At 74.1% G+C, this 24717-nt stretch carries 22 protein-coding genes and 1 pseudogene; 7 read left to right on the top strand and 16 right to left on the bottom strand.

Translation table 11 applies throughout. The features are described from left to right. Positions 1 to 59: 59 nt before the first annotated feature. The 4 genes from ACFPZN_RS16285 to ACFPZN_RS16270 form a co-directional block, all read right to left on the bottom strand. The gene (locus ACFPZN_RS16285; RefSeq protein ID WP_378282804.1) at positions 60 to 659 is read right to left on the bottom strand and encodes a dTDP-4-dehydrorhamnose 3,5-epimerase family protein; all 600 of its coding nucleotides are present in this window, start codon (positions 657 to 659) and stop codon (positions 60 to 62) included. A gap of 55 nt (positions 660 to 714) precedes the next feature. Beyond that, positions 715 to 1707: a TauD/TfdA family dioxygenase gene (locus tag ACFPZN_RS16280; RefSeq protein WP_378282803.1), complete on the bottom strand. Its 993-nt coding sequence runs from the start codon at positions 1705 to 1707 to the stop codon at positions 715 to 717. A 34-nt stretch (positions 1708 to 1741) separates the two neighbouring features. Next, positions 1742 to 3184: a cytochrome P450 gene (locus tag ACFPZN_RS16275; RefSeq protein ID WP_378282802.1), complete on the bottom strand. Its 1443-nt coding sequence runs from the start codon at positions 3182 to 3184 to the stop codon at positions 1742 to 1744. A 115-nt stretch (positions 3185 to 3299) separates the two neighbouring features. Continuing rightward, entirely contained in the window at positions 3300 to 3674 is a 375-nt protein-coding gene (locus ACFPZN_RS16270; protein WP_378282801.1) for a DUF4440 domain-containing protein, read from the bottom strand. Between the two features lie 136 nt (positions 3675 to 3810). Between ACFPZN_RS16270 and ACFPZN_RS16265 the strand changes: the two genes are divergently transcribed. After that, positions 3811 to 4860, top strand: a complete 1050-nt coding sequence (locus ACFPZN_RS16265; protein WP_378282800.1) for a P1 family peptidase — start codon at positions 3811 to 3813, stop codon at positions 4858 to 4860. A gap of 164 nt (positions 4861 to 5024) precedes the next feature. On the opposite strand, the gene ACFPZN_RS16260 is transcribed toward ACFPZN_RS16265, so the two are convergent. From ACFPZN_RS16260 to ACFPZN_RS16250, 3 genes are all read right to left on the bottom strand, one after another. Then, positions 5025 to 5573 (bottom strand): flavin reductase family protein, encoded by a 549-nt coding sequence (locus ACFPZN_RS16260; RefSeq protein ID WP_378282799.1) that lies wholly within the window; start codon positions 5571 to 5573, stop codon positions 5025 to 5027. Then, on the bottom strand, positions 5570 to 6439 hold the full coding sequence (gene panB, locus ACFPZN_RS16255; RefSeq protein ID WP_378282891.1) for a 3-methyl-2-oxobutanoate hydroxymethyltransferase: 870 nt from the start codon (positions 6437 to 6439) through the stop codon (positions 5570 to 5572). The genes ACFPZN_RS16260 and panB overlap by 4 nt, the downstream gene beginning before the upstream one ends. Positions 6440 to 6521: 82 nt before the next feature. Beyond that, on the bottom strand, positions 6522 to 7871 hold the full coding sequence (locus ACFPZN_RS16250) for a tetratricopeptide repeat protein (RefSeq protein ID WP_378282798.1): 1350 nt from the start codon (positions 7869 to 7871) through the stop codon (positions 6522 to 6524). 250 nt (positions 7872 to 8121) lie between these two features. Between ACFPZN_RS16250 and ACFPZN_RS16245 the strand changes: the two genes are divergently transcribed. Genes ACFPZN_RS16245 through ACFPZN_RS16220 form a run of 6 tightly spaced genes read left to right on the top strand, consistent with a single transcriptional unit; the run spans position 8122 to position 14123 of the window. Further along, positions 8122 to 9135, top strand: a complete 1014-nt coding sequence (locus ACFPZN_RS16245) for a ketoacyl-ACP synthase III family protein (RefSeq protein WP_378282797.1) — start codon at positions 8122 to 8124, stop codon at positions 9133 to 9135. Next, entirely contained in the window at positions 9132 to 10388 is a 1257-nt protein-coding gene (locus ACFPZN_RS16240; protein WP_378282796.1) for an ATP-grasp domain-containing protein, read from the top strand. The genes ACFPZN_RS16245 and ACFPZN_RS16240 overlap by 4 nt, the downstream gene beginning before the upstream one ends. Next, complete coding sequence (locus ACFPZN_RS16235) at positions 10385 to 11206, top strand: transglutaminase-like domain-containing protein (protein WP_378282795.1); 822 nt, start codon at positions 10385 to 10387, stop codon at positions 11204 to 11206. Before ACFPZN_RS16240 ends, ACFPZN_RS16235 begins: the two co-directional genes overlap by 4 nt. Beyond that, positions 11196 to 11939: an HAD family hydrolase gene (locus ACFPZN_RS16230; RefSeq protein ID WP_378282890.1), complete on the top strand. Its 744-nt coding sequence runs from the start codon at positions 11196 to 11198 to the stop codon at positions 11937 to 11939. The genes ACFPZN_RS16235 and ACFPZN_RS16230 overlap by 11 nt, the downstream gene beginning before the upstream one ends. After that, positions 11929 to 12807 (top strand): type I pantothenate kinase, encoded by an 879-nt coding sequence (locus ACFPZN_RS16225; protein WP_378282794.1) that lies wholly within the window; start codon positions 11929 to 11931, stop codon positions 12805 to 12807. Before ACFPZN_RS16230 ends, ACFPZN_RS16225 begins: the two co-directional genes overlap by 11 nt. After that, complete coding sequence (locus ACFPZN_RS16220; protein WP_378282793.1) at positions 12804 to 14123, top strand: glutamine synthetase family protein; 1320 nt, start codon at positions 12804 to 12806, stop codon at positions 14121 to 14123. Before ACFPZN_RS16225 ends, ACFPZN_RS16220 begins: the two co-directional genes overlap by 4 nt. A gap of 145 nt (positions 14124 to 14268) precedes the next feature. Here ACFPZN_RS16220 and ACFPZN_RS16215 read toward each other — a convergent pair. From ACFPZN_RS16215 to ACFPZN_RS16175, 9 genes and pseudogenes are all read right to left on the bottom strand, one after another. Then, positions 14269 to 14952 (bottom strand): annotated as a pseudogene (locus ACFPZN_RS16215) (SAM-dependent methyltransferase); the annotation flags it as partial. A 122-nt stretch (positions 14953 to 15074) separates the two neighbouring features. After that, positions 15075 to 16490: a pyridoxal phosphate-dependent decarboxylase family protein gene (locus tag ACFPZN_RS16210; RefSeq protein ID WP_378282792.1), complete on the bottom strand. Its 1416-nt coding sequence runs from the start codon at positions 16488 to 16490 to the stop codon at positions 15075 to 15077. A gap of 1 nt (position 16491) precedes the next feature. Continuing rightward, positions 16492 to 18468 carry an asparagine synthase (glutamine-hydrolyzing) gene (gene asnB / locus ACFPZN_RS16205; RefSeq protein ID WP_378282791.1) on the bottom strand — a complete coding sequence of 659 codons (1977 nt, stop codon included), beginning with the start codon at positions 18466 to 18468 and terminating at the stop codon, positions 16492 to 16494. A gap of 70 nt (positions 18469 to 18538) precedes the next feature. Further along, the gene (locus ACFPZN_RS16200) at positions 18539 to 19741 is read right to left on the bottom strand and encodes an aminotransferase class I/II-fold pyridoxal phosphate-dependent enzyme (RefSeq protein ID WP_378282790.1); all 1203 of its coding nucleotides are present in this window, start codon (positions 19739 to 19741) and stop codon (positions 18539 to 18541) included. After that, complete coding sequence (locus ACFPZN_RS16195) at positions 19738 to 20529, bottom strand: ABC transporter ATP-binding protein (protein WP_378282789.1); 792 nt, start codon at positions 20527 to 20529, stop codon at positions 19738 to 19740. The genes ACFPZN_RS16200 and ACFPZN_RS16195 overlap by 4 nt, the downstream gene beginning before the upstream one ends. Next, positions 20520 to 21356, bottom strand: coding sequence for an ABC transporter ATP-binding protein (locus ACFPZN_RS16190; protein ID WP_378282788.1), 837 nt, complete (start codon positions 21354 to 21356; stop codon positions 20520 to 20522). The genes ACFPZN_RS16195 and ACFPZN_RS16190 overlap by 10 nt, the downstream gene beginning before the upstream one ends. Then, a complete protein-coding gene (locus ACFPZN_RS16185; protein WP_378282787.1) occupies positions 21353 to 22156 on the bottom strand; it encodes an ABC transporter permease in 804 nt (267 codons plus the stop codon). Before ACFPZN_RS16185 ends, ACFPZN_RS16190 begins: the two co-directional genes overlap by 4 nt. Then, positions 22153 to 23088, bottom strand: a complete 936-nt coding sequence (locus ACFPZN_RS16180) for an ABC transporter permease (protein WP_378282786.1) — start codon at positions 23086 to 23088, stop codon at positions 22153 to 22155. The genes ACFPZN_RS16185 and ACFPZN_RS16180 overlap by 4 nt, the downstream gene beginning before the upstream one ends. Continuing rightward, positions 23088 to 24596, bottom strand: a complete 1509-nt coding sequence (locus ACFPZN_RS16175) for an ABC transporter substrate-binding protein (RefSeq protein ID WP_378282785.1) — start codon at positions 24594 to 24596, stop codon at positions 23088 to 23090. The genes ACFPZN_RS16180 and ACFPZN_RS16175 overlap by 1 nt, the downstream gene beginning before the upstream one ends. Between the last annotated feature and the right edge of the window lie 121 nt (positions 24597 to 24717).

Raw genomic sequence — 24717 nt, 5'->3', positions numbered from 1 at the left:
CGGGCCGGGGGCGTGTTCAGGCCGGGCGGCCGGCCGGGCCGGTCGGTCGGCCCGGCCCGTCAGGCCGGGCTGCCGGTCCTGGCGTAGTACTCCAGGCAGTCCTTGTAACCGGGCAGCACTCCCGACTCCTGCACGGCGGCGAGCGAGGGCGCGGCCGCGTCCTTGGCCGACAGGATCGGCTCGATGTCCTCGGGCCACCGGATGCCGAGTTCGGGATCCAGCGGATCGACCGCGTGCTCGCGCCCGGGCGCGTACGGCTCCGAGCACATGTACAGCATCTTCGCGTCGTCGGTGAGGGCCATGAAGGCGCGGCCCAGCCCCTCGGCGAGGTAGAGGCAGCGGCGGTTCTCGTCGTCCAGCCGGACCGCCTCCCAGCGCCCGAACCCGGGGGAACCGGTGCGCAGGTCGACCACCACCTCCAGGATCGCGCCGTGGACGCAGGTGATGTACTTGGCCTGACCGGGCGGAACCTCGGCGACGTGCACGCCGCGCAGGACGCCGCGGGCGGAGACGGAGAAGTTCGTCTGCGCCGTCGTCAGCGAGTGACCGGTGGCCTCGCTGAATTCTCCCGCCCGGAACACCTCATGGAACGAACCGCGATGGTCGGAATGCACGCGCGGAGTGAACAGAAACGCGCCTTCGATGCTGAGTGGATCCACAGCGACAGAATGTCATGTTCCCGACCGCGGGCGAAGATCGGCGACCAGGCGGCGCTCACTCGTTCTCCGCGATGAGCGGCATGCCGAAACGGAATCTGGCGAAACCCTCCGGCATCTTCCGGGCGTGCGGGGTATTGAACCAGATCCGCAGCAGGTCGCGGCGGTGGCCGGGCGAGTCACGAAAGGCCGTCCGCGAGTGCACGACGACGTTGTTGTTGACGAACTGGAGGTCGCCAGGACGCAGTTCCATGCTCACCTGGTTGCGCTCGGTGTGCGCGATCTCCTCGAAAAGGTCCAACGCCAGCCGCTCCATATCGGTCAGCGGGATGCGCGACTTCCGCACCGCGGATTCGATGTAGTGGCGGATGTAGTAGCGGCAGCTCAGCACGTCGCCGAAATACCCGTAGACGGGATTGCGGTAATAGGGGGCCTCGCCGCTCTCCTCCTCGGTGCGGCGGTCGTAGACGAACCCGACGTAGTAGACGCCCAGCAGCTCGCGATGCTCCTCCAGCAGCCGGTTGTGGATCGTCGTGGACGAGGCGAGCACGCTGGCGCCGCCCTCCCTGGCGTCGCGCAGGCACAGCAGGCCGGTGATGTCGGAGCTGTCGGTGTGGAAGGGCACGACCGCGCTGGTCTCGTAGATCCGGACGGCGTTGTCGCTCAGGTCGCCCTTGCCGTAGTCGGTCACGTGGGAGATCAGCTCGCCGCGGGCGTTCTGCGTGACGGCGGTGCCCATGTGCGCCACGATCCCCCAGTACAGGAGGTACTGCTCGGCCGGCGGCAGGTCGATCGGGACGCCCCGCAGCACGGCGAAACCGCGGCCGAACTCCAGCTCCCGCACCAGCTCGGCCAGTTTCGGCGCGAGGCGGGGCAGCGGGAAGTCGGCGGCCGTCACCTGCGCCGGCGGCCGGTCCGCGGGCAGGCCGCGGAGGGCCTGGAGGAGCTCGTCGCGCTCGGCGGGCTCGAGCGTGACCACCCAGTCCGACGGCTGGAAATCCGCCCCCACCCACGCGCTGGGGCCGGTGATGCGCCGCGTGCAGATCCGCATATGGGCGAGTCCCCCTTCACTCGATCCGAAAGCCTCATCGGCCGGCGGCGGCCCCGTCCGGACGCCGCCGCAGCACCATCGGCAGGCCGCCTCGCGGGCGGAGCGTGAGCGTCGCCTCGGCCTCGACCTCGGTCCCGGGCACCAGGTCGAAGGCGAACCGCCGGGACAGCGTCCCGACCGTCAGCGTCGCCTGGAGGAGTGCGAAACCCAGCCCGATGCACTGGCGCCGCCCGGCGCCGAAGGGGATGTAGGCGGTGCGGTCCCTGTCCGCGTCCTGGCCGGGCAGGAAGCGCGCCGGGTCGAAGGTCCCTGGATCCGGCCAGACGCGGGCGTCGCGGTGCAGGAGATGCGGGCAGACCGCCACCGTGGCCCCGGCCGGCACCGCGAACCCGCCGATCACATCGGCTCGCGCGCACTGCCGCTCGATCAGCCAGGACGGCGGGAACAGGCGCATCGACTCCTGGACCACCGCGGCCGTCCACGGCAGTTCCGCCGCGTCCTCGACCGGCCGCTCCCGGCCGGACCGTTCCCGCGCGCGGAAGAACCCGTCGACCTCGGCCTCCAGCCGCGACCGCGCCTCCGGGTGCAGCGCGAGCAGGTACCAGGTCCAGGCCAGCGCGGTGGCGGTGGTGTCGTGCCCGACCAGCAGGAACGTCTTCAGCTCGTCCCGGACCCTGGCCCGGCTCATCAGCGGTGCGCCGGCGGCGTCCCGGCCGTGCAGCAGGAGCCCGAGCAGGTCGCCCGGATCGGGTTCGGCGGCGGTGGACCGCTCCTCCACCATGCCCCCGACGATCGCGTCCAGCGCCGCCGACGCCCGGTCGAGACGGCGCCAGCGCACCGTCTGGAGCCGCAGGGCCCGGTCGAGCGACACGCCCGGCAACCGCGCGGGCAGCCACCACGCGAGCACCGACCGCATCGCGTCGCCGATCGCCCGGAGCACGTCGTCGATGGCCTCGTGGACCGCCTCGGCGTCGCCGGTCAGGTCGGTGCCGAACAGCGCGCGGCCGGCCACGCCCAGCGACAGGACGTTCATCTCCTCGGTCATGTCGATCCGCTCGCCGTCCGGCCGGCCGTCCCACTCCGCGGTCGCGCTCGCCAGCGCCGCGGCCATGTGGGCGGCGAAGCGACCCATGTGGCGCCGCGCGAACAGGGGCTGGACCGCGCGCCGCTGCCCCGCCCAGGACGCGTCGTCGTTGGCGAGCAGTCCCTGCCCGAGGCCGCGCGCGAGCAGCCGCGCGTTGGGCGTCTTGCGGTACCGGCCCTGCTCGGAGACCAGCACGCGGGCGGCGGCCTCGGGGCCGTTGACCAGGAAGTACGGCGGCATTCCGGGCGGATCGAGCCGTACCACGTCCCCGTAGCGGCCGGCGAGCCCCTCGAAGGCCGCGCGGGGATCGGTGCGGATCAGCCCCGCGGCCCGCAGCGTCTCCAGGCCCCGCGGTCCGGGCGCCCTGCGCGGGCGGACGGTCTGCTCGGTCACGGCTCCACCTCCGTATCCGCCCCGGCCCGCGGAGCGGTGTCTCGCCGGCGAGACACCGCCGGACCGGGCGCGATCGTTCCGGCCGCTCGGCCGGCCGGGCCGGGCGGACGGGGCCTCACGCCTCGCCGTACGGGGTGACCTGGTGGTAGGCGAGCCACCACTTGCCGTCGCGGCGGAGGTAGGCGCTCGTCACGCCCCCGACCAGCTTCGGATGGCCCTCGCGGCGGTGGGTCATCATGTAGACGACCAGGGCGCTGTCGTCGGTCTGGCGGATGACGCGGGGGTCGTCGAGCTCGAACTCGAGCACCGGCGGTGCCGCCGCCGCCTCCTTGAGGACGGTCTCCCGGTCGATCATGCACAGCGGTGCCATGACGGTGAGGCCGCCCTCGTCGATCAGGCGCTCCTCGAAGAACGCCTCGCGGCGGGTCGGCGCGGTCATCGCGGTCCACAGTTCGTATTCCAGGGAAATCAGCGTCTCCGCGAAATCCATCAGGCCCTCTTCGCTCGATGTCCGCAATGGCGGGCGGCGGAATCACCGGTTCGACGGGAAATGCCTTCTCGTCCCGTATCGCATCCTTGCACCATTGGCGGGACGAGAAAACGACGGAGCGGGCGGGAGGCCGGCGATGCCGACGACGAAGGGCACCGAGGGCGGGGAGGTCGCCATGCCGCGGACCGGTCCCGCCGACTCGCTGGTGGACGTGGCGGGTGTGCGGGTCGGCCAGGTCCAGCGCCGGGGCGACGGGTGGCGGACGGGGGTGACGGTCGTCCTCTTCCCGCCGGACGGGGCGGTGGCGGGGGTCGAGGTGTCCGGCGGAGCGCCGTGCACCCACGAGACCGACCTGCTCGATCCGCGCAACCTGGTGGAGCGCGTCCACGCGATCAGCCTGTCGGGCGGCTCGGTCTTCGGCCTGGCCGCGACGGCCGGGGTCACCGGCTGGCTGGCCGACCACGGGCACGGCCTGGTCGCCGGCCCCGACCGCACCGAGCGGATCCCGCTGGTGCCGGGGGCCAGCATCTTCGATCTGGGCCGCGGCGGGCGGTTCCGCGCCGCGCCCGACGCCGCCATGGGCGCCCGCGCCTGCGAGGAGGCGACGGACGGGCCGGTCGCGCAGGGCTCGGTCGGGGCCGGCACGGGCGCCGTCGCCGGCGGTCTGGCGGGCGGCGTCGGCACCGCCAGCGCCATCACGCCGGCGGGCTTCACCGTCGCCGCGCTCGCGGTGGTGAACGCCAGCGGTTCCCCGGTCGACCCGGGCACCGGGGAGCTGTACGGGGCGCGCTACGGGCTGCCGGGCGCGTTCGCCGGACTGCGCCGTCCCCGGTCCGCGGAACCGGCGGCGGTGACGACCGGGTACCGGAGGGTGCCGCGCAGCACGACGCTGGCGGTGCTCGCCACCGACGCGCGCCTCGATCGGGGCCGGTGCGGCAGGCTGGCCACGGCCGCCCACGACGGCATGGCCCGCACCCTCCGGCCGGTCCACACCCTGACCGACGGCGACGCGGCGTTCGCCGCGTCGCTCGGCGAGAGGGAGCCGGACTTCGCCGCCTTCCAGGATCTGCTCGCGGTGGCGGGGGACGTCTTCGTCCGCGCGGCGCTGGGCGGACTCCTGCGGGCCGAGGGATGGCCGGGGGTGCCCAGCTACAGGGACGCCTACCCGAGCGCCTTTCCGGAATGAGCGGCGGTTTTCACGTACGGCCGCGCACGGCTGCGTACGGCTGCGCGGCCGTGAGAATCTCCGGCACCGTCCCGCCAGCGGGACGGCGGGCGGAGCCCCGGACGCGGCAACGAGCCCGTCCCGCCCACCCGGGCGGGACGGGCTCGCCGTTCGGCCCGCCGCGGTCAGGCCCGCGGGCCGCCGTCCCCGCGGACTCCCGCCGCACGGTCGAGGCCGCAGTACCCGCCGCCGAACCACACCAGCGGGCTGCGGTCATGGTCGGCCGCGCAGTCCAGAACCTCGCCCACCAGCACGACATGGTCGCCGCCCGGCGTCAGCTCCACCACGCGGCAGTCCAGGTGGGCGGCGGCGCCCTCCAGCAGCGGGGCGTCGGTGCGCCGCGACCGCCGCCACGCCACCGCGGCGAACTCGTCGGGCGCCTCGTACCGCACGGGCGAGGCGAACCAGTCGGCGATCTCCCGCTGCTGCTCGGCCAGCACGTTCACGGAGAACTCCCGGACGCCCGCCATGGTGCTCGCGAAGCGCCCGCCGCGCTTCACCGCGGCCAGCACGAGCATCGGGTCCAGCGACAGGGACAGCACGGCGTTGGCGGTCATGCCCCGCGGGCTGCGGCCGGCCATCGCGGCCAGGACCGTCACCCCCGTCGGGAAGGCGCCCATCACCCGCCGGAACGCCGACTGGGTCGGCCCCGCCGCGTTGTCGACGGACGTCATTCGAAGCAGTGCTCTGGGCCGGGGAACGTCCCGGCCCGGACGTCCTCGGCGAACCGCCGCGTCGCGTCGGACAGCGTCTCGGCGAGCCCGGCGTACTGCTTGACGAACCGGGGGAGGCTGCCGGTGCGCAGGCCCGCCATGTCCTGCCACACCAGCACCTGCGCGTCGCAGTCGGGGCCCGCGCCGATCCCGATCGTGGGCATGCGCACCTCCGCCGTCACCCGCTTGGCGACCGAGGCCGGCACCATCTCCAGCACCACGGCGCACGCGCCGGCCCGTTCGAGGGCGAGCGCGTCGGCGAGGATCTCCTCCCCCGAGTCACCCCTGCCCTGCACCCGGTAGCCGCCGAGCATGTGCTCGCTCTGCGGGGTGAACCCCAGGTGCCCGACGACCGGGATGCCGGCGGCGACCAGCGCCTCGACGTGCTCGGCGTAGTGGCGGCCGCCCTCCAGCTTGACCGCGTGCGCCCGGCCCTCCTTCATGAAGCGGACCGACGCGGCCAGCGCCTGCTCGGGGGACGCCTGGTAGGACCCGAACGGCAGGTCGGCGATGATCAGGGCCCGGGAGGTCGCGCGGGTCACGGCCCGGACCAGGGGCAGCAGCTCCTCGACGGTGACCGGGAGGGAGGTCTCGTACCCGAAGACGTTGTTCGAGGCCGAGTCGCCGACGAGCATCACCGGGATGCCCGCATCGTCGAAGATCTTCGCGACGTACATGTCGTAGGCGGTGAGCATGGGCCAGACCTCGCCCCGCTCCTTCATCTGCCGCAAATGGTGGACGCGGACGCGCTTGCGGCTGGTCGCCTGCGCCGCGCCCGAACCGTACGGAGCCTGCGTCTCGGCCCCGCCCGTCCCAGTCGTGGACATGGTCATCGAACGATCCTCCTGTCGGCTGTTCACGCGTATCGGCCGTTCAGAGTTCAGGAATTCCGGGGCGGGCATCCGCCGTTCAGGCGTCCGCCGTCGCGGTCAGCTCGAGCTTCTTGCGCCGGTTGAAGGGACTCGCGGGCCGGACGGCCAGCCGCTCCCCGACGAGCGTCCGGGCCTCGTCGCGGCGTCCCGCGCGCAGCGCCGCCTCCAGCAGCGTCTGGTGGACGACGTCGCGCTGCGCGTGGCTGCCGCCGCACCGGTACAGCTCCCGCCGGACCGGCATCAGCAGGTCGAGGACCTCCCGATGGCGGCCGCGCGCGAAGGCGACGATCGCCCGGCACACCGGGAGCCCGACGGCGGCGGTGACGGCGGCGTTCTCGGCCTCCGCGCTCCCGGCCTCCGCGGCGTACCTCTCGCGGGAGCGCAGCAGCTCGGCGGCGGCGTCCGCGTCGCCCGCGCCCGCGAAGCACATCGCGGCGTGCCAGTCGTTGAAGGCGCACCACGGTTCGCCCGCCCGCGGGCGCCACGCCTTCGCCAGCTCCGTGAACCGGTCGTGGACGTCGGCTCCGGCCAGGTGGAGCCGCCACAGCAGGGAGGATCCGTTGAGGATCTCCAGCGCGGTCCCGGAGGTCTTCTCCGGCGCCAGCGTCCGGTCGTAGATCCGCAGCACGGCGTCGGCGTCCCCCGCCTCCAGCAGGAACAGGGCATGATGCCAGGCGATGTGCAGGCGCATGTAGTTGTCGCCGTCCCACTGACCGCGCCGCTCCTCGATCCAGCGCAGACCGTCGTCGCCCCGGGCCCGCATCTCGTAGGTGTGCGCGACCGCGTGGATCGCCCAGACGTTCTCGGCGTCCAGGGAGACGGCCCGCCTGCCCAGTTCCTCGGCGTACTCCCAGTGCCCGTTCTCCTCGGCGCCGAAGGCGTACATGCCGAGCAGGCACCCGTAGTGCGGATCATCCTCCCCGGAGAACGGGAGCACCGCCCCGATCCGGTCGCGCAGCGCGACCGCGTCGCCGCGCAGGAAGTCGACCTGGTGGCCGACCGCCAGGGCGATGAGGTCGCGCGGGTGCCGCATCGAGATCCGCGCCAGGACGGCGCCCGCGGCGCCGAGGTCGCCCGCCAGCAGCAGCCCGGCCGCCTCGACGTGGTCCCGTTCGCGGTCGGTCAGCGCCAGCCCGGCGAAGCCGCGGCGGGCGGCCGCGAACCTCGCGCCCGACTCGGCCGCGATGCCCGCTTCGGTGCTCAGCGCGCCGACGTAGGCGTCCAGGACCGAGGCCAGAGGGAACGGCTCGCCCGCGGCCGTCCACGGCTCCACGGGATCGAGCATTCCGTGCCGGAAGCGGAGCAGTCGGCCGACCGACCGCCGGAGCGCGGTGACGGCGGCGGCGTCGGGAGCGTTGAGCGGGAGATCGTACTCATCGGTCTGCATGTGCGGCCCCCTCCGTTCCTTTTCCGGGAGTCCGCGGGGGCGGCCCCTCTCCCGGAGGACACTAACCCCGGCGCCCCGGACCCACACGGCGCCGCCGGGGCCGTCCCGCCGGCGGGACCCGCACCGCCCGGCGGTTGACACAATTGCGCGGCGGCTCGGACGGCCGCCGCGTTCCGCCCGCCGAAGATCTCGACTGGCGGAACCGCCCCTGGTTAGCCTTGCGCCACCATTCCCGTACTTCGAAAGGGCGATGATGGTTCTGAGCGACTTCCATATCGGTGGCACGGGAGTGCGCATACCACCGTCTATACCGCTCAGCCAGGTCGTCGCCGACGGGCTCTACTCCGCCGAGGACCTCGAAGAAACGCAGCTGGAATCCATTGCCGTCAGCAACGAGGGATTTCCCGCGGAAATGGCGGCGCAGGCCGCCAGGGACGCGATCGCCGCCTCATCGCACGCGCCCGAGGACGTGGCGCTGACGCTTTATGCCTTCATCTCCAATCAGGGGCTGAGCGGATGGCACGCCGGCGCGTACGTGCACCGGTCCGCCGTGGGCGGCCACTCCCCCGTGCTCGAGGTGGGCCAGCGGTCCAACGGCGGCCTCACCTCCCTGGACCTGGCCGTCGCGTACCTGCAGGCCCGGGGCGGCTCCGCCGCGCTGGTCACCACCGGGGACCGGTTCGGGGACCTGCCCGGCGGCCGCTGGAACTACGACGACGGGCTGATCCCCGGCGACGGCGCCACCGCGCTGCTGCTCTCGCGCGAACGCGGCTTCGCCCGGATCCTCTCCCTGACCATCCGCTGCGACTCCTCGCTGGAAGGGCTGCACCGCGGCGACGCGGGGTACGTCGAGCGGCCGAACTCCGACTTCACGCCGTCGTTCCGGCAGCGCAAGCGCGAGTACCTGTCCAGGAACGACCTCAAGGAGGTGGCCGGCAGGTTCACCGCCGGAGCCGCCGCCACCGTCGCCCCCGCCCTGGAGGAGGCGAAGGTCCACAAGAAGGAGATCGACCACTGGGTCCTGCCCTTCATCGGGCTCCACGAGCTGCGCACCTACTACCTGGATCCGCTGGAGATCCCGCTGGAGTCCACCCTGTGGAGCTGGGGCCGCACCGTCGGCCACCTGGGCGCCGGAGACCAGATCGCCGGGCTGCACCGGCTGCACACGCAGGGGCTTCTGGCACCGGGCCAGACGGTCGCGCTGCTGGGTGTCGGAGCGGGGTTCAGCTGGTCCTGCGCCGTCCTGAGGATCGAAGGCCCATGACTCCCGGGGCGCGGGGGGCCGGGGAGCGGATCGTCGTGCTCCAGTCCCGGCAGCCGCTGACCGCGGACCTGCGCGAAGCCTTCCCCGCCGACCGGTTCAGCGTCCTCGTGCTGCGGGACGGGACGTCCGGGCCGGTCGTGCGCGAGGACGCCCCCGGCCCCGTGCCCGAGGTCGTCGCGGCGGACCGGGACGGCTGGGAGGGCCTCCTCCGCCGGATGGCGTCGGAAGGGCCACTGCAGGTCGTCGCCAACGACGAGTACTGCGTCGAGGCGTGCGCGCGGCTCCGGGCCGCCCTCGGCCTGCCGGCGCGGCACCCCGCGGTCCCGGCGCACTACCTCGACAAGGTCCTGATGAAGGAGCGGCTCCGCGCGGCGGGCGTGCGGGTCCCCAGGTTCCTCCCGTTCGCCCCCGCGGTCCGGAACTCGCCGGACGCTCGCGCGGAGGTGACGCGCGCGGTCGGCCTGCCCGCGGTGGTCAAGCCGTGCCGCGAGGCGAACTCGCGCGGCGTGGAGATCATCGCCTCGGAGTCCGCGCTCGCGGACTGGCTGGCCGCGCACGACGGCGAGCCCGGCTGGCAGGTCGAGGAACACCTGGACGGGAGCCTGCACCATGTGAACGCGCTGGTGCGGGACGGGCGGATCGAGCACGTCCAGGCGGGCGGCTACCTCGGTCCGCTGCTCGGGCTGGAGGACGGGGTGCGCTACGGCGGGTACACGGTGCCCGCGGACCACCCTCTGACCGCGCAGGCCCGGGAGCTGAACGCGCGCGTCATCGACGCGCTGGGCGCGGACGGCTCCTTCGTCGCGCACACCGAGTTCGTGCTCACCGGCTCCGGCGAGCCGGTCGTCCTGGAGACCGCCGCGCGGGCCCCGGGGGCCCTGCTCTCGGAGATGGCCCGGGTGCACGCCGGGACCAACCTCGAAGTGGCGAACCTGCGGATGCAGGCGGGCCTGGAGGTCCCGCCGCCCCGTCCGGGCGGCACGCTGGCCGCCTGGCTGTGGGTGCCGGTCAGGGCCGGTGAGCGTCCCGCCGAGGTGCCCACCCTGCCGGCCGGGCACCGGCTGCACCTCACCCGGGCGGGCCGCGACGGCCATCAGAACCGCCAGGCCGTGCTCGGGGTATCCCTGCTCCTGTGGAACACCGACCTGGCCGGACTGCTCGACGACGTCGAGGGCGCGCGGGGGGCCGCCTGGTTCCAGGCGGCGGGCGCCCTCCCGCGGCACCGGCAAGCCGAGGCGAGGAGGACCTCGTGAGGACCGAAAGCGGCACACCCGACAGCGGCGCACCCGGCGGCGCTGCCGGCACTGGGGGAAGGCGGGCCGAGACCGGCACGCGGGACGAAGGGGGCACGCGAACCGACGGCGGCACGCGTGAGGGCGGCGGCACGCGGAACGAGGACGCCCTGCAGACCGACCGCGTCCTGGTGTACCGGAGGCCGGCGGAATACGTCGACAGCGACCATCCCAGCATCCGCGCCGCCGCCGAGGCGATCGCCGGCCCGGCCACCGGGCCCGCGGAGAAGGCGCGCGCCTTCTACTACGCCGTCCGCGACGACATCCGCTACGGGTTCCCGCCCGGCGAGCGCGGGCCCGGAGCCCAGACCACCGCCGACTACTTCCGCGACCTGTCCACCTACCGGGCCAGCAGCGTGCTCGCCGCGGGCTTCGGCTACTGCGTCGGGAAGTCGGCGGTCTACACGGCGCTGTGCCGGGCGTCCGGACTGGCGGCCAGGCCCGCGTTCGCCGACGTCCGCAACCACCTCAGCAACCGGCGGCTCCGCAAGGCGATGCGGACCGACGTGTTCGCCTGGCACGGCTACGCGGAGGTGCTCCTGCACGGGCGGTGGGTCAAGGTCACCCCGATCTTCGACAGCGCCATGTGCCGGCGCGCGGGCGTGCCGCCGCTGGAGTTCGACGGCGAGTCCGACGCGATGCTGCAGCAGTTCGACAACTCGGGGCAGCGCTTCCTCAGCTACGTCCAGACGCACGGGACGTTCCACGACGTGCCCGCGCGGTTCCTGGCGACCGAGATGGTGCGGCTGTATCCGGACCTGGTGACGCATTACCCGTGATCGCAGAGCGTCCGAAAGGACGGGAGCGGAGGGCATCATCACAGCGACGGCGGTACGGCCGCGCGCGCTGGTCATCGACTGGGTGGGCGTGCTCACCACCGGCTTCGAGTCGTCGGTGGCGGCATGGTCGCGCAGCGAGGGACTGGACGTGGCGGCGGTCATGGACGTCCTCGCCGAGTTGCGCGGGGCGGGGGTCGGCGAGCAGGCCGGCAGCGGAATGATCACGGCGCTGGAGCGCGGTGAGGTCGGCCCGGAGACCTTCGAGCGGGCGCTGGCCCTGCGGCTGCGCCGCGTCTCGGGGGTGGCCGTGGAGCCGTCCGGGCTGATGGGGCGGCTGTTCGGCCACTTCGAGGTGGACCTGCGGCTGCTGGCCGCGGTGCGGCGGCTGCGCGACCGGGGCCACCGCACCGCGCTGCTGTCCAACAGCTGGGGCAACGACTACCCCCGGACGCTGATCGACGGCGCCTTCGACCAGGTGCTGATCTCCGGCGAGATCGGCCTGCGCAAACCGCAGCCGGAGATCTTCTGGCACGCCGCCCGGCGGCTGGGGGTGGCCCCGCACGAGGCGGTCTTCGTCGACGACCTCGCCGACAACGTCGCCGGGGCGGCCCGGGCGGGGATGATCGGCGTGCTGCACGAGAGCCGCGCCGCCACCGAGCGCGCCCTCGACGGGCACTTCCCGGTCCCCGAGGAGGCCGGCGCCGGCTCCGAGGGGAGGGACCGTGCCCACTGAGTTCGCGACCGGCGCCGCGCCGACCCCCGCCGAGCTGGACGCCGCGGCGGCCGTGGACGGGGTGGCCCCCGCGGTCGCCGTGACCTACGCCCCGGTCGCCCGGCACCTGACCCGGCTGGCCGAGGCGGCGCGCGCCGCCCGGGCCGGCGGCGCGGGCGCGCGGCGCCCGTTCGTCATCGGCCTGACGGGCGGGGTCGGCGTGGGCAAGAGCGTCACCGCCCGGATCCTGGCCCGGCTGATGGACAGCGGCGCCGCGCCGTGCCGGATCGAGATCGTGGCCACCGACGGGTTCCTCCTGCCGGCCCGCGAGTTGCGGGAGCGGGGCATCATGCACCGCAAGGGGTTCCCCGAGTCCTACGACCTGGGCCGGGCGGGCGAGTTCCTGGACGAGCTGCGGCGCGGCGCGCCCGAGGTGAGGGTCCCGGTGTACTCGCACCACTCGTACGACATCGTCCCGGACGCCGCGCAGCACCTCCGCGACCCCGACGTCGTCCTGGTGGAGGGCGTCTACGTGGCCACGCTGATGCGGCCGGACACGGCGGAGGCGGTCGCCGAGGGTGCCTTCGACGTGACGCTCTACCTCGACGCCGCCCCCGACGCCGTGCGCGCCTGGTACCTTGACCGCGCCATGCAACTGATTACCGAGCGCATGCGGGAAGTGACCCAGCCCGCGTGGACCATGACCCGGGAGGAGTCGAGAGCGATGGTCGAGCGCGTCTGGGAAGAGGTCAACATCGTCAACGCCCGCGAGAACATCGTCCCCAGCAGGGGCTTCGCCGATCTGCTGGTGACCAAGAGGGACGACCACTCGGTCTCCTCCGTACGGCTCCGGGACCACGGTCCCCTTCGGAAGGGCGGGACGGGATGACTCAGGACCATGACGAGTTCCTCGCCGCCCACGGGATCGACACCGTGGAGCTGGCGACGCCGGACGTGACCGGTGCGCTGCGCGGCAAGCGGCTCCCTCTCGCCTCGTTCCGGGAGAACGGGCTGGCCGGCGATGTCGGCCTCTCCTCGGCCGTGCTGGCCTGGGACTACGCGATGGAAGTCCTGGAGATCAGCGACTACGACTGGAAGAACGGGTACTCCGACGTCTTCCTGCGGCCCGACCTGGGAACGCTCCGGACGGTCCCGTGGAAGCCCCGTACCGCGCTGGTGTTCTGCGACCTGGTGGACGGCCGCGGCGGGCCGGTCCGGCTCTCGCCCCGCACCGTCCTGCGCGACGCGCAGCGGCGCTGCGTGGAGGCGGGCTACGACCCGTTCTTCGCGCTGGAGACCGAGTTCTACGTCCTCGACCGCGAGACTCTGCGGCCCGACTCCGACCGCAATCCCGTCTACAGCCTGCACGACAACGTGCGGCTGGAGCCGCTGCTGGCGGAGATCTGCGCGGCGCTGGAGGAGGCGGGCGTGCCGGTGGAGGCGTGCGGGGGCGAGTACGCGCCCGGCCAGGTCGAGATCAACCTGACCCCGTCGGACCCGCTCTCGGCGGCGGACGACCTGCTGTTCTTCCGCTACGCCGTCAAGCAGCTCGCCGAACGGCACGGCCGCCTGGCCACCTTCATGGGCAAGCCGTTCGGGGACCTGTCGGGGAGCGGTCTGCACGTCCACCAGAGCCTGTGGCGCCCGGGCCGGACCGAGAACGTCTTCTACGACGCCGAGGGCGAGGGGCTCAGCGAGACGGCGCGGCACTACGCGGCGGGCCTGCTGCGCTACTCGGGCGAAGCGCATCTCATCGCGGCGCCGACTCCCAACGCCTACAAGCGCCTGGCCGAGCACTCGTTCGCCCCGGTCAACCTGACGTGGGGCATCGACAACCGTTCGGTGGCGATCCGGGGCCTGGCCCGGCACGCCCACGGCACCCGGTGGGAGAGCCGGGTCGCGGCGGCCGACGCCAATCCCTATCTGGTCCAGGCGTACCAGTTGTCCGCCGGGCTGGCGGGCATCGCCGAGCGGACCGAGCCGGACCCCCAGGCGTCGACGGACGCCTACACGGCGCCGGGGGCGGAGCCGCTCCCCATCCATCTGGCCGACGCGGCCGGGCGGCTGCGCGACAGCCGGTTCGCGCAGGAGGTGCTCGGCAAGGAGTACGTCGAGCTGCTGTGCGCGATCGCGCGGCGGGAGGACGAGGCGTACCGGTCCCAGGTGTCGGACTGGGAGCGCGGCCGCTACCTGAGCGCCGTCTGACCGCGGGTGCCGGCGAGCCGCCCCGGGGGTGCTCCCCCGGGGCGGCCTCGCGTGCGGGGCCGGGCGCCCGCCAACCGTCCAGGTCGCCGACGGCCGCCGCGACGCGCACGGCCGGGCCGGCCGGGGGCGCGGGACGGTCGGGCCCCAGCCAGTCCTGGACGGCGACGAGCCCGGGTTCCAGGAGCCTCATGCCCGCGAGGAACTCCATGATCCGCTCGTCGCTGCGGTAGGTGATGGGGGCGGTCGCGCTCCGCCCGTAGACCTCCTCCACGCCGGCGACGACCTCCGGGGCGGTGCCGTCGGTGGAGGAGTGGGAGAACACCAGCCGGCTCCCGGGCGACAGCCGGTCGCTCAGCACGCGCAGCAGGCCGACCGGGTCCAGCCGGTCGGGCACGAACTGCAGCACCGCGGTGGCCACCAGCGCGACCGGGCGCGTCCAGTCGATCAGGGGCTCCAGCCCCGCCGCGATCCGCCGCGGATCCCTGATGTCGCCCTCCAGGATCCGCACGCCCTGATCCTCCAGTCCCCGTGCCCGCGCCAGCACGGCCGGGTCGTTGTCGAAACCGACGACGACGGTGGCCGGGTCGACGGCGCGGGCGACGCTGAACGAACTGGGCTCGGTCGGCATCCCGCTCCCGATGTCGACGACCTGCCGGATCCCGCCGCGGACGGCGTCCTCGACGGCGCGGACCATGAACATGCGGTTGTACCGGGCCGCGGGCTTGGCCCACGGCGTCCGCCGCGCGACGCGTTCGGCGGTCTCCCGGTCGACCGGCAGGTGGTCCTTGCCGTCGAGGTAGGCGTCGTAGATGCGGGCGATGCTCGCCACGTGCGGGTCGATCCCGGGCGCGAGGTGGCTCGGGGGGCCTTCGGGGAAACTGGACACGGGCCGGTCCTCCAGTACGGACGGTGCTGGTCAGGGCGGTCGCGGGCTGGTTCGATCGGGCGCGGTCAGGGCCGCAGGGCGGCGGCCAGTCTGGCGGTGGCGGCTCCCAGGGCGTCGACGTCCTCGGCGCCGGTGGTGGGCGACATGAACGCGGCCCGCAGGTGCGCCGCCTCGCCGATCCGGACCGAGGACAGGTAGAAGCCGCCGTCCTCGTTGATCAGGCGGCGAAGGTCGAGCTGCCGGTCCCCCGCCGGCCCGTAGCGGAAGCACAGCACGTTGCTCTCCGGCTCGTACGGCAGCTCGAACCCGGGCGTCTCCCGCAGGCTCTCCCACGCCCGGTGCGCGAGGTCGTACTGCCGGTCGACGTACTCGGCGAGCCCCCGCTCGCCGCGCATCGCCAGCGCCAGCACGATCCGGAGGCCGATCGGCGGTTTGGTGGTCTCGAACGTGCGCTGCCCGGGGTCGACGTCCCGCATCCGCGGCTCGAAGAGGTAGCTGGCGTCCTGCTCGAACAGCCCGTCGAAGGACTCCCGCTCGCGGAACAGCACCCCGGTGGTCAGCACCGGCGCGCGCAGCATCTTGTGCGCGTCCCAGGTGAGCGAGTCGGCTCCCTCCAGGCCCGCCATGAGGTGGCGGTACCGGTCCGAGACCAGCGCCGACGCGCCGTGCGCGCCGTCCACGTGCAGCCAGAGGGCGTGCTCGCGGCAGACGCCCGCCAGACCGGCCAGGTCGTCGTACAGGCCGGTGCCGGTGGCGCAGGCGTTGGCGACCAGCGCGATCGGCCGCTCGCCCCGCCGCCGCGCCGCCGCGATCTCCTCGGGAACGCGGTCGACCAGGATGCGGCCGAGGGCGTCGACGGGGAGCGGCCGCACCCCGTCGGCGCCGAGCCCCATCACGGCCGCGGCCTTGCGCAGCGAGTAGTGCCCGCTCGGCGCGGCCAGCACGACGAGGCGGCCCCGGTTGCCGCGCCGCCAGGAGTCCTCGTCGGCCCGGCCGCGCGCCGCCACCAGGGCGATCAGGTTGCCCAGGCTCCCGCCGTGGGTGAGGGTGCCGGTGCCGCTCTCGCCCCAGCCCGCCCTGGCCAGCATCCAGCGCCAGGCCGCGCGGTCGACGGCGGCGCCCGGCGGGGTCAGCTCGTAGATCAGCGGCGCGTTGTTCAGGACGGACTGGACCAGGTCGGCCACGATCCCCGGCGTGTCGGACGGGGCGATCTGGTGGGCGAGGTAGCCCGGATGGTGGTAGGCCGCCCCGAGGCCGCAGTACGTCCGCACGAACCGCACGAGGTCCTCGGCGTCCATGCCCCCCTCACGGGTCCACCGGCCGAGTTCCAGCAGCTTCTCCACCTCGTCGATCGGGGCCGTCGAGACCACCGGGCGCTCGCCCGACCGCGAGTCGGCGAGGAAGCGCACCAGTTCGTCGAGAACGGCGCCGGCGGTGTCGCGCAGATCGTCCAGGCCGGGGTCCATGCCGGGATCGCCCATGTCACCGCACCTCCTCGTCGCCGTCCACGCACCGCTTCATGATCGAGTCGATGTCGGCGTCCGGGACCCGGTAGTCGCGGACCAGCGACCGCTCCATCAGCAGGATGGTCAGCACGCGCACGTAGAGGCCGGCCGCCGCGGAGCGGCCGTCCGGCACGCCCTCCGCCACCCGCCGCGCCAGCCGGTCGACCGCCGCCGCGTCCAGGAAGCCCGTCGCGCGGACCGACTCCGGGGCCAGCACGTCGGACACCCAGTCGTCCTCCCCGCTCGGGAGCAGCGCCTCCACGCCCGGCACCCGCATGCCGAACTTGCCGCGGGCGGCGATCGGCGCCGGGATCTCGTCGGCGAACGCCGCCCGCAGGATGTGCTTCTCCCGGTAGGCGTCGTTCAGCTTCCACTCGCGGGGCAGGGCGTAGGCGTACTCGACCAGCCGCCGGTCCAGGAAGGGGTAGCGGCCCTCGACGCCGCACCCCGTCCCGGCCCGGTCTCCGAGGCAGGTCATGCCGTAGCCGATGAGGAAGGTGTAGAGGTCCACCAGGGCCGACCGCTCCGCCGGGGCGGCCCGGTCGAAGCCCGGCACGGCCTCGCGCAGCGACGCCAGCAGCGCCGCGTGCCCGCCCGCGTCCTCCCCCGCGGTGAACAGCTCGTCGACCGGTTCGGCCTCGAAGCGGCGCAGATGCGCGCCCAGGGCCGCGTCCTCGCCGCCCAGCCGGCCGGCGTAGAAGGAGAGGATCTCCGCGGCCGGGGTGCTGTCGCTGTGCCGGACGTCGCTCAGCACGCCCTCCAGCAGCGGGGCGAGCTCGGCGGGCGCCGTGTCGCGGAGCCGATCCAGGATCATGGCCTCCTTGGCGATGTCGTAACCGAGGAGGATCTCGTCGGCGCCCTCGCCGCCCAGCATGATCCGCGTCCCCGAGGCCCCGACGTGCCCGGCCAGGATCGCGTACGCCACGGGCGCGGTGAGGTGGAACGGCTGCTCGCACTGGTGGACGACGCCGGGCAACCGCTCCCTGACGTCGGCGCCGGTGACCTTCACCGTGCTGTGCCGCGAGCCGAGCCGGTCGACCAGGGCGCGCTGGTAGGGCTCCTCGTCGACCGGCGAATCGGGGATCTCCAGCGAGAAGGTCCGCAGCGGCTCGTCGTGCAGCCGGCCCACGAGCGAGGCGGTGACCGCGCTGTCGACGCCTCCGCTGATGTACGCGCCGAGGGGGTAGTCGCCGCGCAGCCGCAGCCGGACGGAGTCGGCCATCCGCTCGCGCAGGCCCGCCACGCCCTCCTCGAACGTCTCCGGCGGCGCGCCCCGCTCGTCCAGCCCGCGGTACCAGCGGACGAGTTCGGCCTGGCCGTCCCGGATGGACAGCAGGTGCCCGGGAGGGATCGACGCCACGCCCCGGAAGCACGTCTCCCCCGCCAAGGGGCTCCAGTAGCGGGCGGCCCGGCGGAGTGCGCCGGGATCGATCTCGCGCGCGACCCCCGGCAGCGCGAAGAGCCCCTTGATCTCGGAGGCGAAGGCGAGGCCGCCGCCGGTCTCGGTGTAGACGAGGGGACGCTCGCCGAACGGGTCGCGGGCCAGCACCAGCTCGCGTGTCAACCGGTCGTAGAAGGCCAGCCCGTACTGGCCGTTCAGCCTGTCGAGCGCGCCGCGCCCCCAGTGGGCGAGACTCTGCAGCAGCACCTCGGTGTCGGAGTTGGTGTGGAACCGGATCCCCGCGTCCCGCAACTCCCGCCGCAGCTCGATGTAGTTGAACACCTCACCGTTGAAGCCGACCACGTACCGGCCGTCGTCGGTCACCATCGGCTGGTGGCCCAGCAGCGGGTCGATGACCGAGAGGCGCACCGTGCCGAGGGTGTAGTCGCGGCTGTGGTAGACGCCGGTCTCGTCGGGTCCGCGATGCGCGATGGCCCGCATGCCGCGGCGGATGATCTCCAGCCGCCGGTCTGCCGGGAGGTCGAGTCCAACGAAGCCAACGATCCCGCACATCGGATCGCCCCTTTCGTGAGGCTGGAGCGGCGCGCCGGCCGGTGCGGCGCCTGCCGCGGTCGTGGAGGGGTCAGAGGTAGGCGGGCGCCGGTGCCCCCGGGTCGGGCCGGCCGTCCCTGAGGGCGCGGGCGAAGTCGGCCAGGCGGCCCGCGGCGGCCGAGACGGTCGCCTCGCTCTTGCAGAAGGACAGGCGTGCCAGGTGCCGGCCGGTGTCCGCGGAGTCGTAGAAGACCCCGCTCGGGATCGCCACGACGCCCGCGCGCCGCGGAAGGTCGCGGCAGAACTCGCCCGCGTCGTCGTATCCGAACGAGCGGGTGTCGAACTGGAGGTAGTAGGTGCCCTGAGACGGTAAGCAGCGCACACCGGCCTCCGCCAGCGTCCCGGCCAGCAGGTCGCGGCGGCGGCGCAGCCCCTCCCGGTACGGGCCGAGCCACGGCCCCGGATCCGCCAGGCCCTCCGCGACGGCGGCCTGGAAGGGGCCGGAGCCGGAGAAGGTGAGGTACTGCTTGACGGCGTGGACGGCGTCGACCAGCGGCGCGGGGCCGCACAGCCAGCCGATCTTCCATCCGGTGAGGCAGAACGTCTTGCCCGCCGAGGACACCGCGAGGGTGCGGGAGCGCATGCCCGGCAGCGCCGCCAGCGACAGGTGCGGCACGTCGCCGAACGCCAGGTACTCGTAGACCTCGTCGGTGATGGCGACCACGTCGTGCTCGACGCACAGCGCGGCGATGAGCTCCAGCTCCCGGCGGTCGAACATCTTCCCGGTCGGGTTGTGCGGGCTGTTGAGCACCAGCGCCCGGGTGCGCGGGCCGAACGCGGCGCGCAGCTCGTCCTCGGCGAAGACGAACCGCCCCGGCCCGGGGCGCAGCGTCACCACCCGCCGCCGCGCCCCCGCCAGCGCGACGCCCGCGCCGTAGGAGTCGTAGAAGGGCTCGAACATCACCACCTCGTCGCCCGGCCCGCACAGCGCGAGCAGCGCCGACGCGATGGCCTCCGTGGCGCCGAAGGAGATCAGCACCTCGCGCTCGGGGTCGTACTCGGTGCCGCGGTCGGCGGCCCGCCTCCGGGCCACGGCCTCGCGCAGCGACGGCAGCCCGCGCGTGGGCGGGTACTGGTTCATCCCCTCGGTGATGGCGCCGCGGGCGCGCTCCAGGACGCCCGGCGGCCCCGGATCGTCCGGGGTCCCCTGCCCCAGGTCGAGCGCGCCGGTGCGCCGGGCGAGCTCGGTCATCTCCGCGAATATCGTGTTCCCGAAGCGCTCCACCGCGCTCATCGCCTCCTCCAGGTGACCGCCGGGGTCGCGGCGATCAGCTGTGCCGTGTACTCCTCCTCCGGGTCCACCAGGACCGCCCGGGTCGGCCCCTCCTCCACCAGCCGGCCGCCGCGCAGCACCGCCACCCGCTCGGTGACGTGCCGCACCAGGGCGAGGTCGTGGGAGACCAGGACCAGCGTCAGCTCCAGCCGGTCGAGCAGATCGAGCAGGAGGTTGACGATCTGCGCCCGCACGCCGACGTCCAGCGCCGAGGTCGGCTCGTCGGCCACCAGTACCCGCGGCCGCGGCGCCAGCGCGCGGGCGATCGCGATCCGCTGCCGCTGGCCGCCGCTGAACTCGTGCGGGTACCGGCCGGCCGCCGCCGCGGGCAGCCGCACCATCTCCAGCACCTCGGCGACGCGCTCCGCCCGGTCGACGTCCAGCCGCAGCGCCTCCAGCGGTTCACGGATGATCGCGCCGACCTTCATCCGCGGGTCCAGCGACGAGCGGGGATCCTGGAAGACGGGCTGGAGGGCCGAGCGCAAATCGCGGGCCGGCACCTCCAGCACGGGCCGCCCCTCGAACTCCACGCCGCCGCCGGTGGGACGGTCCAGCCCGAGGATCAGCCGCGACAGCGTGGACTTGCCCGAGCCGGACTCGCCGACGATCCCGTACGCCTCGCCGGGCTCCACCGCGAAGCTGACCCCGTCCAGGGCCCGCACCACCGGACGGGGCCCGAACGGCGACTCGCGCGGCCGCCGGAACTCGCGCACGACCTCGTTCACCCGGATGACGGGCGTCAGGGCCATCGTTCCCGCTCCTCCTCCGCCTCGGCGGTGCCCGCGGGCACCCGTTCGCGGTGCCCGAAGGCCGCCAGATCGCCCGCCGCGAGCAGCGCCCGGGTGCGGGGGTGGGCGGGGTCGTCGAACACCTGCGCGGTGCGGCCGCTCTCGACGATCCGGCCGCCGTCCATCACCATCACGCGGTCGCACAGGTCGGACACCACCGCGAGGTCGTGCGAGATGAACAGCAGCGTCGTGCCCCGCGCGGCGCACACGCGCCGGATCAGGGCGAGGACGCGCTGCTGCACCAGCGCGTCCAGCGCCGTGGTGGGCTCGTCGCAGATCAGCAGCCGCGGGTCGCGCGCCAGCGTGACCGCGAGCAGCACCCGCTGGAGCTGCCCGCCGGAGAGCTGGTGCGGGTAGGCCCGCGCCACGTCCGGATCGGTCTCGACCAGCTCCAGCAGCTCCCGCACCCGGGCGCGGGACTCGGCGCGGCCCGCCCTGGCCGACAGCGCGATCTGGCGGCCCACCCGCTTCAGCGGGTCCAGCGCGGTCCGCGGCTCCTGGAACATCATGGCCATCCACGCCCCGCGCAGCCGCGCGACCTCCCGGTCGGGCCGGTTCAGGACGGGCTCGCCCGCCGCCCGGACCCGTCCCTCCGCGCGCGCACCGGACGGCAGCAACCCCATGATCGCCAGCGCGGTGACCGACTTCCCGCACCCGGACTCGCCGATCAGGCCGGCCCGCTCCCCCGGCGCCAGCGTGAACGACACCCCGGACACGGCGGCCGTCCCGCCGAAACGGACCCCGAGGTCGGAGACCTCCAGATCGGGCACTCCCTCCGCGCCGCTCATGGCCGCCTCCGCCGCGCGGGATCGAGGCGGTCGCCCAGGGCGTCCCCGGCCAGGTTGAAGCCCAGCACCGTCAGCGCGATGGCGAGCGCGGGCCAGAAGACCAGCTCGGGGTGGGTGAACAGGTACGCCTGGTCCTCGTGCAGCATCCGCCCCCACGAGGGCGTCGGAGGCTGCACGCCCAGGCCGAGGTAGGAGAGCGCCGCCTCCGCCAGCACCGCCATCGCGAACGCCACCGTGGCCTGGACCAGCAGCACCGGCGCCACGTTCGGCAGCACGTGGCGCACCGCGACGCCCGGGGCGCGGCGCCCGCAGGCCCGCGCCGCCGTCACGTAGTCCTGGGCCATCACCCGCAGCGTCGCGGCGCGCGCCACCCGAGCGAAGATCGGCACCGAGGAGATGCCGACCGCGACCATCCCGGTGACCGCCGACGCGCCGAACGCCGCGCCCAGGATCAGCGCCAGCAGCAGCGCCGGGAAGGCCAGCATCAGGTCGGCGCCGCGCATGACCACCTCGGACGGCCAGCCGCCGGCCATCCCGGCGGCGATCCCGAACGGCACCCCGACGGCGAACGCGATCAGCACCGCCACCACGCCCACCGCGAGGGTGGCGCGGGCCCCGACGAGGACCTGGCTGAAGACGTCGCGGCCCAGCCCGTCGGTGCCCAGCAGGTGGCCGTCCCGCAGCGGCGGCAGCAGCGCGTGCGCGGGATCGACCCGCGCCGGGTCGTGCGGCGCCCACACCAGGGACGCCAGGCCGGCCGCCACCACCAGGCCGACCAGCAGGAAGCCCGCGAGTCTCATCGTTCCCTCCGGAGCCTCGGGTCGACGGCGAGGCAGAGCAGGTCGACGGCGTAGTTGATGACCAGGACCAGCGCGACGAGGATCATGACGACCCCCTGCACGAGCAGCAGGTCCCTGCCCTCCACGGCCCGCAGCAGCATCTGGCCGACGCCGGGCAGCGTGAACACCGCCTCCACGATCACCGCCCCGGACAGCAGCACGGCGAACTGGACGCCGATGACGGTCAGGACCGGGACCGCGGCGTTGCGCAGCCCGTGGCGCCACAGCGCGCCCCACCACGTGCGGCCCGTCGCCAGCGCCGTCCGGATGTACTCCTGCTCCATGACCTCCAGCACCTCGCCGCGCACGTACCGGACGAGGACCGCCCCCTGGACGAGCCCGAGGGACAGCGCGGGCAGCGCCATGTGCCGGGCCCACCGGTAGGGGTCGGCCAGGGACGCGTAGCCCCCGGCGGGCAGCACCCTCAGCCGCACCGCGAACACGTAGGCGAGCAGGACCCCGGCCACGAACACCGGAATCGCCATCCCCGCCTGGCTGAACACCGATATCAGCGGCCCGGTCCTCCGCCGCGCCGCCAGCACGCCGAGCGGCACCGCCAGCAGCACGGCCAGCCCCATGCCGGTCACCACCAGGGAGGCGGTGACCTGGAGCCTGTCCGCGATCTGCGGCCACACCGCGGTGCGGGTCACGACCGAGGTGCCGAAGTCGCCGCCGAGCATGCCCGCGGCCCAGTCGGCGTACTGGACGGCCAGCGGCCGGTCCGTCCCGGTCTCCTGCCGCAGCGCCGCCACCGACGCCGGGTCGCCGCGCTCGCCCAGCATGACGGTCGCCGTGTCGCCCGGCAGCACCGAGCAGGCGGCGAACACCACGGCCGACGCCGCGAGCACCGTCGCCGCCATGATCAGCGTGCGGCGCAGCACCACCCACGGCATCAGGACTTCCGGATGGAGCCGAGTTCGTACCCGCCGGAGACCACGTTGAGCGGGACGCCCGTCACGCTCTTCGTGGTGACCTGCAGGTTGGGCATCAGCCAGAGCCAGCAGCTGGCCGCGTCGTCGGCGATCGTGCGGGCCGCCTCCCGCATCCCGGCCACCTGCTCCTGCGGCGTCCCCGCGTCGGCGTCCGCCAGGGCCCGGCGGACCTGGGCGTTGTCGTAGTGCCAGTAGTAGGACGGGTCGCCGTACTGCACGATGTCCATCGGCTCGCTGTGCAGGATGAGCGTCATGTCGTACTCGCCCTTGGTGAAGACCTCGTCGAGCCACCGCCCGGGGAACTCCACCTGCTCCATGCTCGCCTGCACGCCGACCCGCCCGAGCTGGTCGGCCACGAACTGCGCCGCCTGCGTCGCGTACGGGCGGGTCGGCACGCGGAACCGCAGCCGCAGGCCGTCCCCGTGCCCCGCCGACTGCAGCAGGCGCTTGGCGGCGGCGGGGTCGTACGGGAGGCGCTTGGAGAGGTCCTCGTACCAGGGGTCGGTGGGCGGGACCATGCTGCCGATCAGCGTCCCGTAGCCGGCCCACACCGTCTTCAGCAGCGCCGCGCGGTCGATCGCCTGGGTGATGGCCTGGCGGACCCGCCGGTCGCGCAGCGCCGGGTGGGACTCGTTGAAGCCGAGGACGACCTCGCCGTTGGTGTGGCCGGTCGTGACCCGGAAGGCGTTCCCGCTCCGGAACTGCGGCAGCGACTGGGGCGCCGGGACGCTGCTGATGATGTCGAGCTCGCCGGCGAGCATCGCGTTGCTCAGGGCGTTGGGGTCGTTGAAGAACCGGAAGGAGGCGCTCCTGAACTGGGTCTTGGGGCCCCAGTAGGCGTCGTTGCGGGCCAGGACGATCCGGTTGCCCCGGTCCCAGCGGTCGAACCGGAACGGGCCGGTGCCGACGGGCCGGTCCGCCAGCGAGCCGACGGCCTTCTCGTTCAGGATGACGCCCACCGGGCCGGCCAGGTTGAGCAGCCACAGGTTGCTCGGGCGCTTCAGGTTCACCTCGACGGTGCGGTCGTCCCTGGCCTCGACGCCGGAGACCGCGGCGAACTGCTGCCGGAACGGGTGGCGGGACCCGGCGGCGGTCACCCGCCGGAAGCTGTACACGACATCGCGTGCCGTGAACGGCTCGCCGTTCCCGAACTTCACCCCCTGGCGCAGGTGGAAGACGTAGCGGCGGCGGTCCCGCTCGACGTCCCACGAGGAGGCGAGGCCCGGTCTGACGGCCCCGTTCTGGTCCCGTTCGACCAGGGTCTCGTAGACGTTGCCCAGCAGGATCGAGGGGATGGACGCGTTGGGCGTCACGGTCAGGTCGAGCGTCTGCGGCTCGGTCACGCCGCCCAGGACCAGGGTTCCGGGATCTTCCGGGCCCGTCCCGTCGGCCGCCGGGGAGCAGGCCGTCAAGAGGCAGCCGCCGACGGCCGTCAGGGCGGCCAGGCGCAGGCGGGCGCTCCGCTTCACGATGTCGGTCCTTCCACGGGGAGCGGCCGCGGCCGATGGCCCGCGGCTCGGTAGCGGGGTTGCGCCGGCGGTGTCTCGCCGGCGGGACGGAAGGCGGGTCGGTGGGCGGGCGTGGGGGATC

It is taken from the genome of Actinomadura rugatobispora, from assembly GCF_042656285.1.
GTDB lineage: Bacteria > Actinomycetota > Actinomycetes > Streptosporangiales > Streptosporangiaceae > Spirillospora > Spirillospora rugatobispora.
Note: the sequence above shows the minus strand (reverse complement) of the source record. Positions and strands in the feature narration are given on the sequence as shown.